Below are 12169 nucleotides of genomic sequence, written 5' to 3' on the forward strand. Positions count from 1 at the left end.
GGAGTTTCATATGTCAAACGTAGAAAAAAATGTAACTGAAAAAAAAGATGTTGTTGTTTCTAAAGATGTTCGAGGAGAATTAACTTACGAAAATAAAGTTATTCAAAAAATTATCGGTCTTTCACTAGAAAGAGTCCCAGGACTATTACATGTTGACGGCGGATTCTTCTCAAATCTTACAGAAAAACTTGTCAATACTAATGATGTAACACACGGTGTTAACGTTGAAGTTGGTAAAGAACAAGTAGCAGTTGACTTGAACGTTATCGTAGAGTACAGAAAAAACGTTCCAACTCTATACAAGGAAATCAAAGACGTTATCGTATCAGAAGTTGCGAAAATGACTGATCTAGAAGTAGTTGAAGTTAACGTTAATGTTGTTGACATCAAAACTAAAGAACAATATGAAGCAGACTCAGTTAGCCTTCAAGATCGTGTAACTGACGTGGCAGAATCAACAGGCGAGTTCGCGTCAGAACAATTGTCTAGAGTGAAATCTGGTATCGGTTCAGGTGTCGCAGCAGCACAAGAAAAAATTAGTGAAGGCGCTGAATTCGTTCAAGAAAAAGTTGGCCAAGGCGTTGATAATGTTAAAGACGCTGCAGCCAAAGCAGAACCACGTGTTCAATAATTACTAATTTAGAAAAAATAAAAGGAGGACATACTTATGTCTACAGAAGAAAAATTCAACCAAGCAGCAGGAGCTGTTAAAGAAGGCGTTGGTAAATTAGTAGGTGACAAAGGACTTGAAAGCGAAGGAGCTGCTGAAAAAGTTGCTTCTAAAGTTAAAGAAGTCGCTGAAGATGCAAAAGACGCTATTGAAGGCGCTGTTGAAGGTGTTAAAAACATCTTTAAAAAAGACGACGCTAAATAATAAAATTTAGGTAATCTTGCTATTATCCTTGAAAACACTCCCTAACTGGGGGTGTTTTTGTTATTCGTTTTTATCAATGCACGTTTTATAGAGAAAAAAAGAATACAGGACAAACAAATTCCTGTATTCTTAAAATAACTTAGAACAGATATGTTAATGAAATGACTAATAAGATTATAGTGCAAATTATTTTTACGATTTTTACATATTGTTGTTTGAACAATTTATCAGAGAAAAGACTCAATCCAAGCACAACAAAAAACAAAGTAGTTCTTAAAATAAAAATAGTCATAGTCCATACTCCTTTCGTTATTTTGTTAATCCAGTAAATAAGTTGAATAGTAATTATATAATTTTCAAACATATCCATCTGCCCTGGTAAAGCCTTTGTTCTTTGATTATTAATCGGTATCTCTATCTATCTTAATTATAGTACAAATATCCTTATTAAACCAATAAATGTAATTTTTTATAGTTTGGCATCTGTAAAATTATGAAAACGAGGGATACCTGCTCTGAATTTACTCCTAAAAAAGCAATTTAAAGCAGTTGATATTTATCAAAAAAATCTCAGAACTAACAACTGGATAAAATGACTACATTTTTTGTGAAATAAATTAGGTGTTCGGATATATAGAAAACGATTTAGTCATATGAATTGCACCTCAAAAGTTAGACAGAAAAAAATCTAACTTTTGGGTTGTTTTTGTTATTTATTTTTATTAATGCACATTTGTCAGAGTCAATATCGTAGCTAATATGGATTCCAATTTTACTAATTTAAACATCTTATGATAGAAAAGGTAGTAAGAGAAAATCTTACTACCTTTTTTGAACTATAAATCTAGTTTACTAAACTAATTCAAGCAATGTTAACCTCTAGTATCTTTTTCAACTGATTTTAATAGTTTACTTGCTAGATAGGCTAAAAGAATAGAGAAAGCAATGAGTAGAATCCAAGCAAATAATAAATTTACTTGTACCTTGGTTGAGGTACTGAAAAATGATCCTCCTTCTTTAAAGCCGGCTAAGTCTAAAAGCCCATCAAAACTATAACGACTAAGTGTAAAATAAGATAAGAACTGCAAAAAGCCATTTAAGGGGATATTTCCTGCAAAGAGAAATTGAAGGAGAATGACAAAGGGCATAACAGTCATTGCTTTCTCAACATTTTTAACAATTGAAGAGACAAATAGACCCAAAGCATCTGCCGAATAAATGGTTAAAAATATAGTTAAGAAATAAGAGATGAATCGTAAACTATCATTATCAAAGATAGTCTTAAATTCTGAAATCGAGTGGTGATAGAATAAGAATAAAATACTGGAGAAAATAATAGCTTGAATTAGAGAAACAAGGGCTTGGAATAACATGTGGGCGAACATATACGATGATAGGTTCATGCCCCCTCGGTATTCGTGTTTAATAATATCTCTTTCTTTACAGATCAATGTAATAGAATTAAAAACTCCTATCCAAATACAGGCACAAACAATAATGAATGAAGTGGATTTCACTTCTGCACCTAAGCCGGTTGAAAATCCGTCTTTTCCAGCTACAATGCAAGTAATAAGGGCAATGATAGCAGTACTTATAAAAGAATACCATCCGTTAGAATTTAAAAAATTTCGTTTAAATTTACCCAAATAGATCAAAATTTGTTCTTTATTCGATGCGTAATTCATCTTAACCTCCTCTATATTCTCTATATTTTTCGATGTAGTAATCTGAAGTTCGCTCTACTTCAGACACCACGAGTTCAAGTTGATTGACATTAAAGAATTCTAGGGTATCTTCTACAGAACCATAAAAGGCCATTTTACCGCACGATTCTTCCTCACTTTTAGCGAGAACTAATACTTTATCAAATAATTCTGGTGTTCGATCTGGACTATGTGAGATAACAAAAACAATCTTATTGTCATCTGCGATACTTCTTAAGCTAGCCATAATTGAACGAGCGTTACTGCCATCTACTCCAGAATCTGGTTCATCTAGAACAAATACAACTGGATCTGCAATATACTCAGTAGCAATACTCAATCTTTTTTTCTCTCCGCCACTTAATTCATAGACCAAAGCCTCTTTTTTCTTTGTTAGTTTGACTGTTTCTAATACTTTTGAAATTTTTTCTTCTAATAAAGCAGGATCTTTAGTAAAATCTCGTACTAGTTTCATCTCTGCGGCATTTTTCAGAGTCATATAAACACTATCTTTTTCACGATGAAGACTAAATTGAGGGACATTGGCAATCATTCTTCGAACTTTGTCAAATTGATTATAGATGTTTATATTTCCTAATAAGATATCAGCATCCGCTTTTTCTATGCCCATGATTGCATTGATCAGTGTGGTTTTTCCTGCTCCTGAACCACCTAAAATGAGCACGATTTCGCCAGAGGATACTTGAAAGTCAATCTCTGATAATAAAAGTTTCTCTCCTGCGAGACGCTTTCGAATTCGAACAGATAACTGTGTATCTTGTTCAATTCTATTGATATTATCTGCGAGACTCTTTTCTTGACTTTCAGTTAATTCATGTTGAAAAACTAAGGAATTATTATAAATGACGAAGAGTCGATGGTTTATGGATACTAAATCATAGTTATTTAGGTATGTTTTATCCTTAATTAGATGATTATTCAAATAAATCATGTCTCCGAGAGGGTGGACATATATATTACTGTTGTCTAGGACTTCAAAATGCTTGTCTACTTTCTCTGCTAGACTTGTGTTGATTTCCTTTTGCTTCCATTCGATATACTTCTGGTTCATGAGACTAAAAATATAAATAGTATCATCAACACGGAGGGTATCTCGATTATTTAGGTAGTGTTTTTTACCGATATCAATTTTTGCATTATTTATATAGATGACTTCTGAATCACTCTGTAAATAGTAACCAATATGATCTTTTTCTAATAATATATTCTTATCATCGTTCAAAATCTCAGGTATTTCCTTGGTCACAACACTAGCTTCTTTGAGAACGAAGGTAAAAAAGGAAATTGTATGATCTTGAACTTCCTCTCCTTTGTCTAATTTTTCAGAGATCGTTTCTTTTATCCTATCACCCATATGTTTGAGGGTTGATGGCATTTTGAAAGGAATGTTTTTGTTTTCTTGATCATTGTCTCTATAAATTTTATCGACATACTTTAAGTCCACCTTGGGTTTTGTATTATCTACATATTCTCCACAAAAAGGACAGAACTTCCAACCGATTCCAATATTTTTGAAGCAGCTAGGACATTTTGATTTTACAATATAATCCTTCATTTCGACTCTACTTTACTACTTTTCCACAATTGATGCAAAATTCGAAGCTTTTTGATAGACTTGTTCCACAATGGGGACAAGAAACTAAGTCTTGACCAGATGAATCAATAGATTTTTGAAGAGAAATCTGCTCTTGAAAGAGCTTAGTGATTTCAGCGATTTCAGTTGAATAGAGAGGATTTTCCTTTATTTCTTCTAAATGTTCTTCAACAAATTTGATGCCTATTAATCTATACAAGTCATTGATTTGATTTTGTAGTACTTGAATTTCCTTTTTCTTGCGAAGATTTTCTGCATTTTGCTTTCCTTCTGAAATAACAGTGCTTGTTGTCTCTTTGACAAGTCTAGCTCCATCTTTCAATTGATCTAAAAAAGCCATCTGTTCTCCTTATCTATGCTTATTGTAAGTATATATTTCACTTGATTCCAGTATAACACATATGATAACATTATCAAAATTTTCATATACCGTTTTAAAAGCTAATAGAAAATAGTTTGATATTGAGATTCATAATTTCTAATCAAGCTTGTATTTAGAGAAGTGATGGTTGTAACGGACACAATTCCAATCTAGCTTTTTTCTATTTATATTTATTGCTCCTGTTTTTGAGAGCGCTTGAAATATGTTATAATAAAACTAGATTAAATTTTTGGAGGAAAACCGTGGGGAATTTCATTGAGCTAGTCTTTCATCGTTTCTTTTTGGGGATGATTGCGACGGCTTATTTTTGGTTATTGACACTAGCAGGAGGAGTGATTTTTGGTATAGCACCCGCTAGTGCAACTCTTATGAGTTTATTTGCTGAAAATGGCTATTCTTACCGTGCTTATCGTTTCAAGGAAGCATGGGCTTTATTTAAGAGCAATTTTGTCAAAAGTAATCTCAGTTTCTACACCTTTATAGGGATTGACTTAATCTTGATTTATGGCTTGTATCTGATGATTCAGTTGCCCAACCAGACCATTATCCACTTGGCAGCAACATTTCTAAATATCTTTTTAGTAGCCTTGGTATTTTTGGCCTATACGGTATCTTTAAAGTTACAGGTTTACTTTGAATTGTCCTATAAAAACACCTTAAAGCTTGCCTTTATCGGAATTTTTATGAATTTATCAGCAGTGGCCAAAGTTCTATTTGGTAGCGTCTTGTTAGCCATTATTGGCTTCTATATGCCGGCCCTCATCGCTTTTGTAGGTATTGGGATGTGGCACTTCTTTATTAGTGATTTATTGGAGCCTGTTTATGAAAGTATTCATGAAAAATTGGCAACCAAATAAGACCAAACAATTTCGCCTCCACTCACTCCTAAGAATCTATAGTCTGGTAATGATTGTCATCATTTCCTGCTTTGCTCTCTTGATTTCTTATGCAGACTGGGATATGCGTGAAAGGGAAGCCAATCGTGTCGGTCAGCGTGTTCTCGCTCGAACAGTTGATGAGGTTGAATACTACTATCGGGAGTCAACCCGCCTAGCTCAGGGATTGGTCGAGAATCAAGCCCGCATTGAAGGGATTTACAAGTATTTTAGCCTCAGCACGCCGGATTATTTTTACTGGCAGTTAGAGCGCAAGGCGTCACCCTATATTTCCGTTTCTATTTATGAAAATATCGATGATATATACGTGCGAAACGATTTTGTAACAGGTATTTCGATTGTTCTACAGGATTCAACGGATGTATTTGTTTCCAAAAGAGGAAACAGAGGTGGACAGAAGATTCCAGCTGAGAGCTTTAAACCAGATGCCAATAGTTTCGCTGTTCCAGTGTCTGATCCCATCTCGGATCAAGCTCTAGGGGTCATTTATATTTCCGTAGAACCAGAATTCCTCTATAAGGCGATTGACAATACCAGGGGAACAATTCCTGTTGCCGTAACGGTCATTGCACCATATGAAACAGATATGTTCTATATTGGAGCGAAGGGAACGAATGAGTCTTGGTTGGTAGGAACAACTGCCCATGGTTATCAAGTTCGAGTAGCTGTACCAAAGGATTATGTTTGGAGTGGGACTTTAGCGAGTTCGGCACTTATTTTAGGTTTGAGCGCTCTCTTTATCATCATTTTGTATATGACCTTAAGAAGGACTTTTTCTGACTATCAAAGTCAAGTTGTGGACTTGGTGGACTCTATCCAAGCCATTACTAAGGGAGATCAGACCAAGAGAATCGACACAGATAAAAAGGACCAGGAATTGCTACTAATTGCTGAGTCGACAAATGATATGTTGGATCGACTAGAAAGTAATATTCACGATATTTATCAACTGGAACTCAATCAAAAAGATGCCAACATGCGAGCACTACAAGCTCAGATTAATCCGCATTTTATGTACAATACTCTGGAATTTTTGCGGATGTATGCTGTAATGGAGAACCAAAATGAACTAGCAGATATTATCTATGAGTTCAGTAGTCTCCTGCGCAATAATATCTCTGACGAGCGAGAAACGACACTCAAACAAGAAGTGGAGTTTTGTCGGAAGTACAGTTATCTCTGTATGGTTCGCTATCCAAAATCCATTGCTTACGGATTTAAGATTGACCCTGGCTTGGAAGAAATGCGCATTCCAAAATTCACCCTCCAACCGTTAGTGGAAAATTATTTTGCCCACGGAGTTGATCACAGAAGAACAGATAATGTTATCAGTATCAAGGCTTTGAAAAAAGATGGCTATGTCGAAATCTTAGTAACCGATAATGGCCGTGGGATGTCTGCTGAAAAACTAGCAGAAATTCAAGCTAAACTGGCTCAAAGAACCTTTGAACACACAGCAGATTATAAGGGGCAACGACAGTCTATTGGGATTGTTAATATCCACGAACGCTTTGTGCTCTATTTTGGAGACCACTATAACATCAATGTAGAATCAGCTGAACAAAAAGGTGTTCAATATAGAATCACCATTCAGGATGAAGAGAAAGGATAAAGATGTATAAAGTACTATTAGTTGACGATGAGTACATGATTACAGAAGGACTTAAGCGTTTGATCCCTTTTGAAAAATGGGATATGGAAGTCGTTGCAACAGCCAATCATGCTGACGACGCTTTGGACTATGTTCGAGAACATCCCGTAGATATCGTCATTTCTGATGTCAACATGCCTGGCAAGACAGGACTTGAAATGATTGGGGAAATGAAGGAACTCTTGCCAGAGGCTTACTATATCCTTCTTTCCGGCTATCAAGAATTTGAATATGTCAAGAAAGCCATGAACCTCAATGTTGTAGATTATCTTGTCAAACCAGTTGATAAGGTTGAGCTTGAACGCTTGCTTGAAAAGATTGCCAGTCAGCTTGGTGAAAAATCTCATGAGCCCGAAATATTGAGTCAGCAACTAGATGAAGAAGCATTCAAGACTCATCTCAGCCAAAAAGAAAACTGGTGGATTGGACTTTCAAAAGAAAAACAAGGGAATTTTGTCATTCCTTACTACGTCCTAGGTCAAGACTGGCAGATCGTCCTTGCTGATCAGGAATTTGAGGGCTTGTTGGTCATGCCTTTTGAAGCACCTTATCAATCCAACTTTGAAAAATGGAAATTTGACGTTGAAAAAGCCCTCTTCTATGGGACTGTAAATCTAGATCAATCTGACAGTCTCTTTTCTTATTATGAACCCATCTATCGAGTTATTATCCAGGGCAATCTTCAACAGATTATCGAGGAGTTGAACCTACTTGAGAAGATTGTGTTGGAAAACACACCGAGGGTGTCCATTACCAAGCAACTCTTTACTCAGTTTGTGATGGATGTTTTCCATCTCTTTGAGCATTTGAAAGCAGATGATATGACAGATATTGTCAAAAGAATTCATGCCATTACAAACTTTGAAGATTTAGTGGCTTATACCAAGGAAACCTTGACGTCCTTCTTTGGTCAATATCGTATGAATGAAAATGTCGTCAGTGTACTTGAAGTTATTGGTAGAGACTATAAAAAAGAGCTTTCTCTCAAGGATATCAGCAAGGATCTCTTTATCAATCCTGTGTATTTAGGTCAGTTAATCAAGAAGGAAACCAATTCAACCTTTGCTGAGCTTCTCAATAAGCAACGCATCAAGGCAGCCCAGCAACTTTTACTATCTACAAATGATAGTATTGAGGATATTTGCTATACGGTTGGTTACAGTAATGTAGGCTATTTCTATAAGGTCTTTCGAAAACTATGTGGGAAGTCTCCGAAAGCATACCGTAAGCAGGTGGAAGTAAACTTGTAGGATTTGTTTTACTTGTTAAAATATGCTATAATAAATTAAAAATTATGAGGAGGTTACTTTTATGAAAAAGAAACCAATCTATCTATGGATTTTATTAGTCTTATCAGCGATTAATTCAGCCTTGGCAGTAGTTGGAATATTCACTCCAGTACCTAGTAAGGACGCCCTTCGTGCTAGCCAAGAAAATGTTGGGACACTTAGTGCTCAACAAATAGAAGATGCTGTTAACTATGCCCACCAAGTGTCAGAGTCATCTCACTCTATTTTTAACACGATACTCATTATTCTATCTGCTATCCTAGTTGTAGTAGCCTTTGTTTTCTTAATTCGTAAGAACTTGCAGTTGGCTAACTACACTTATGTTGGATATGCCTTACTAGCTATTGTTGGACTAGTCCATGACAATATGAATCTACAAGATGCTATGCAATTGATTAAAGATGACACCCTACGTTTAGGAATGGAAGTCATGTCGAAAGCAACCACTATTATTTTCATCGTCATCAATGTTATCTTTTTGGGAATCGTCTTCTATAAAATATGGCGTCAGCAAAAAGAATTAACAGAATCTCAAGAGGAAGAACTCGCCTAAGATTTGACAAAGGATAACTATCAAGATACAATCTTGGTAGTTATTTTTTTGGATTCGAGAAAGAGGGAGGAAAAGATGAAAAAAATTTCCTTAGTTTATATCAGTCTAAGCGGCAACACGGAGAGCTTTGTAACACGTTTGAAAGCTTATTTGTTGGAGCAGTATGCGAATATTGATGTGGAAAAAATTCATATTAAAGACTTGGTCAAGGAAGGAGAAGACTTCTTTGAGATGAGCACCCCATATGTGGCTTTTCTACCGACTTACCTAGAAGGTGGCAATGGGGTTGACAATGGTGATGTAGAAATTTTGACCACTCCGGTAGGTGACTTTATCGCATATGGTGATAATGCTAGCAAGTGTTTTGGTGTCGTAGGATCGGGTAACCGCAATTTTAACAACCAATACTGTTTGACCGCCAAGCAATACAGCCAACGCTTTGGTTTTCCAGTCCTAGCTGACTTTGAAATGCGCGGAATGCTAGGAGATATCAAAAAGGTTGCTGGGATTATTGCAGAGCTTTATGAACTTGAATCCTTGTAAGAGGATAGAGTTGTTGGGTTAGATTTTTATCCCATGGATCATAGAATTATTTCAAAAGAGACCAGTTCAAATGAGTAAATTACAGAGATCATTTTTAAAGTATATAAAACGCAAACCAAGCTTCAAGGATATTATGCTATGCAGTGCCTTGCTACTATTAGCGATTGCTCTGCTATTGTTCTCTGAGAAAATTTTTGATGAAAATGTAGCACCAGTTGGAACCATGGTATCCTTAGGGATTGTTATCCTGGTAGGAATCTTAGCTGTCAGAAATAAATAAAAAGACTCGAGAAATGTCATCTCGAGTCTTTTTCTTAGTTGCGAATTTCGTCAACGATTTCTTTTGCAATTGGAATTCCTAAACGGTAGCCTTTGTTGATGTAGTCAATGACATCATTGATATTTTCTATCGTTTGGATTTTCTCTTTGATAGTTGCACGAAAAGCTGGATCTTTCAATAGTTGATCCTGAAGCAGTCTTTGAAGTTTCTCTTTTTCATATTTATTGACAAGAAAGAGAAAAAGAAGACTGATAACAACTAGAATATAAGCATACTGGCTCATAAAAATTCTCCCTAGGTAATAAAGAAGTAAGTGGTAAGATAAAAGTAATTCTTTTATTTTTCGAGTGATAGTACTGTAGGTGCCTAGCCAAAGTCCAAATAGGATTTGGCGTTAGTTACTTAGCTTGCTTAGTAATAAATTAATTTAATAGATCACGACATGCATCCAAATAAGTCGATATTATTTATTTGGATGCATTAGTAAGGCGTTTAGGCAAATCGCCCGATAGCGATTGCCGTCAAGAGACTAGTAACTTTAGTTCCAGTCTCTTGTAACGAATTACATCTTCTCTGGCGCATCTACACCCAACAGACGAAGGGCTTCTTTGAGGACGACTGCTGTTGCATAGCTAAGGGCTAGGCGACTGTCACGTTCTGGACTTTCATCTAAGATACGAGTGTGGGCATAGTATTTGTTAAAGGCTTGAGCTAAGCTGATTGCAAATTTAGCGATGATAGAAGGTTCGTAATTATCAGCTGCACGTTTAATAATACGTGGGAAGTCTTGGATTAGCTTGATGATTTCCCAGCTTTCAGAATCGTTCAAGCTATAGTTGGCACCTGCTTCAGGTTTGAAATCGGCTTTACGCAAGATTGATTGGATACGAGCGTAGGCGTATTGAACATAAGGGCCAGTCTCCCCTTCGAAGGATACCATAGCTTCAAGGTCGAAGTCATATCCATTTGTACGGTCAGTTTTAAGGTCATAGAATTTAATGGCCCCAACTCCAACAGCATGAGCGACCTGGTCTTTGTTTTCAAGTTCTGGATTTTTGGCTTCAATCTGCGCTTTAGCACGGCTGATGGCTTCTGCTACAGTTGGTTCTAGCAAGATAACATTCCCTTTACGAGTAGAAAGTTTTTTCCCTTCCTTTGTTACCAAACCAAACGGAACATGGACAATATCTTGGCTCCAATCGTAACCCATTTCTTGCAAGACAGCCTTGAGTTGTTTGAAGTGAGCTGATTGCTCTTGACCAACGACATAGATAGATTTGGCAAATTGGTATTCGTTTTTACGGTAGAGGGCCGCAGCCAAGTCACGTGTGATGTAGAGAGTTGCACCGTCAGATTTCTTGATAAGAGCTGGGTGTTCAATTCCATATTTTTCAAGATTAACAACTTGAGCACCTTCTGATTCGACTAATAATCCTTTTTCAGAAAGGATGTCTACAACTGCATCCATTTTATCATTGTAGAAAGCTTCTCCGTTGTAGCTGTCGAATTCAACTTGTAGCTCATTGTAGAGACGGTTAAATTCTACCAAGCTTTCATCGCGGAACCATTGCCAAAGAGCGAGAGCTTCCTCATCGCCGTTTTCAAGCTTGCGGAACCATTCGCGTGCTTCTTCATCCAAACTTGGATCATTCTCAGCTTCAGCGTTAATGCGGACATAGAGTTTGAGAAGTTCATCGATTGGATGAGCTTTGACAGCTTCTTCGTTACCCCATTTTTTGTAGGCAACAATCAACATCCCAAACTGTTTACCCCAGTCTCCCAAATGGTTGACCTTGACAGTTTTATAGCCGATTTTTTGGAAGATATGTGACAAGCTGTCTCCGATAACTGTTGAACGAAGGTGACCGATTGAAAATGGTTTAGCGATATTAGGGCTAGACATGTCAATGACGACATTTTCTTGATTGCCAATCTCTTGGTCAGCGTAGTGCTCTTTTTCAGTGATAACGTTTTGTAGAACTTGACCAGAAATGGCAGCCTTATCAAGGAAGAAGTTGACGTAAGGACCTGTTGCTACAACCTTTTCAAAAGCTTGGCTATTGATCTTTTCAGCGATGTCAGCAGCAATCATTTGAGGAGCTTTACGTTCGACCTTTGCCAATGAGAAGGCAGGGAAGGCGATATCTCCCATATCTGAGTTTTTAGGTGTTTCTAGTAAATTTAAAATAGCCTCTTGGTCCAGGCTATCAATGACGCTAGCCAACTCGCTAGCAATCAATTCTTTTGTATTCATTTAGGGCTCCTTTAGGGCTTTTCTACTATTTTATCACAATTTACTACATTTTTTTTGAAAGAAGAGATATTTTTTGAAATATCCAGTTTTTTTGATATAATGTTCTTACTAAAAAAATGTAAAATGTTA

At 36.4% G+C, this 12169-nt stretch carries 13 protein-coding genes; 8 read left to right on the forward strand and 5 right to left on the reverse strand.

Annotated elements, in window-relative coordinates; genetic code table 11:
• The first annotated feature begins 10 nt into the window (after positions 1 to 10).
• A complete protein-coding gene (locus tag SPAR10_RS03120) occupies positions 11 to 631 on the forward strand; it encodes an Asp23/Gls24 family envelope stress response protein (RefSeq protein ID WP_004250680.1) in 621 nt (206 codons plus the stop codon).
• Positions 632 to 667: 36 nt separating this feature from the next.
• A complete protein-coding gene (locus tag SPAR10_RS03125) occupies positions 668 to 874 on the forward strand; it encodes a CsbD family protein (RefSeq protein ID WP_004250682.1) in 207 nt (68 codons plus the stop codon).
• A gap of 872 nt (positions 875 to 1746) precedes the next feature.
• Here SPAR10_RS03125 and SPAR10_RS10675 read toward each other — a convergent pair.
• The 3 genes from SPAR10_RS10675 to SPAR10_RS03130 are packed head-to-tail and all read right to left on the reverse strand — an operon-like array spanning position 1747 to position 4532.
• Positions 1747 to 2559, reverse strand: a complete 813-nt coding sequence (locus SPAR10_RS10675) for an ABC transporter permease (RefSeq protein WP_004250683.1) — start codon at positions 2557 to 2559, stop codon at positions 1747 to 1749.
• Between the two features lies 1 nt (position 2560).
• Positions 2561 to 4153 carry an ATP-binding cassette domain-containing protein gene (locus SPAR10_RS10610; RefSeq protein ID WP_004250685.1) on the reverse strand — a complete coding sequence of 531 codons (1593 nt, stop codon included), beginning with the start codon at positions 4151 to 4153 and terminating at the stop codon, positions 2561 to 2563.
• Positions 4154 to 4160: 7 nt separating this feature from the next.
• The gene (locus tag SPAR10_RS03130; protein WP_004250686.1) at positions 4161 to 4532 is read right to left on the reverse strand and encodes a zinc ribbon domain-containing protein; all 372 of its coding nucleotides are present in this window, start codon (positions 4530 to 4532) and stop codon (positions 4161 to 4163) included.
• Between the two features lie 284 nt (positions 4533 to 4816).
• On the opposite strand from SPAR10_RS03130, the gene SPAR10_RS03135 reads away from it, so the two are divergent.
• From SPAR10_RS03135 to SPAR10_RS03160, 6 genes are all read left to right on the forward strand, one after another.
• On the forward strand, positions 4817 to 5431 hold the full coding sequence (locus SPAR10_RS03135) for a YesL family protein (protein ID WP_004250700.1): 615 nt from the start codon (positions 4817 to 4819) through the stop codon (positions 5429 to 5431).
• Positions 5409 to 7082: a sensor histidine kinase gene (locus SPAR10_RS03140; RefSeq protein ID WP_033630847.1), complete on the forward strand. Its 1674-nt coding sequence runs from the start codon at positions 5409 to 5411 to the stop codon at positions 7080 to 7082. Before SPAR10_RS03135 ends, SPAR10_RS03140 begins: the two co-directional genes overlap by 23 nt.
• Positions 7083 to 7084: 2 nt before the next feature.
• Positions 7085 to 8371: a response regulator transcription factor gene (locus SPAR10_RS03145; RefSeq protein WP_004250704.1), complete on the forward strand. Its 1287-nt coding sequence runs from the start codon at positions 7085 to 7087 to the stop codon at positions 8369 to 8371.
• A 61-nt stretch (positions 8372 to 8432) separates the two neighbouring features.
• Positions 8433 to 8963 carry an ABC transporter permease gene (locus tag SPAR10_RS03150; protein WP_004250706.1) on the forward strand — a complete coding sequence of 177 codons (531 nt, stop codon included), beginning with the start codon at positions 8433 to 8435 and terminating at the stop codon, positions 8961 to 8963.
• Between the two features lie 75 nt (positions 8964 to 9038).
• Entirely contained in the window at positions 9039 to 9506 is a 468-nt protein-coding gene (gene nrdI / locus SPAR10_RS03155) for a class Ib ribonucleoside-diphosphate reductase assembly flavoprotein NrdI (protein WP_004250707.1), read from the forward strand.
• Positions 9507 to 9576: 70 nt separating this feature from the next.
• Positions 9577 to 9786 carry a hypothetical protein gene (locus SPAR10_RS03160; protein ID WP_004250709.1) on the forward strand — a complete coding sequence of 70 codons (210 nt, stop codon included), beginning with the start codon at positions 9577 to 9579 and terminating at the stop codon, positions 9784 to 9786.
• Positions 9787 to 9820: 34 nt separating this feature from the next.
• Here SPAR10_RS03160 and SPAR10_RS03165 read toward each other — a convergent pair whose 3' ends face one another.
• Both SPAR10_RS03165 and argS read right to left on the reverse strand, forming a co-directional pair.
• Positions 9821 to 10069, reverse strand: a complete 249-nt coding sequence (locus SPAR10_RS03165; protein WP_004250711.1) for a hypothetical protein — start codon at positions 10067 to 10069, stop codon at positions 9821 to 9823.
• A gap of 279 nt (positions 10070 to 10348) precedes the next feature.
• On the reverse strand, positions 10349 to 12040 hold the full coding sequence (gene argS / locus SPAR10_RS03170) for an arginine--tRNA ligase (RefSeq protein ID WP_004250713.1): 1692 nt from the start codon (positions 12038 to 12040) through the stop codon (positions 10349 to 10351).
• Positions 12041 to 12169: the final 129 nt, after the last annotated feature.

Origin of the sequence: Streptococcus infantis SPAR10, from assembly GCF_000279535.1 — a bacterium.
Classification (GTDB): domain Bacteria; phylum Bacillota; class Bacilli; order Lactobacillales; family Streptococcaceae; genus Streptococcus; species Streptococcus infantis_I.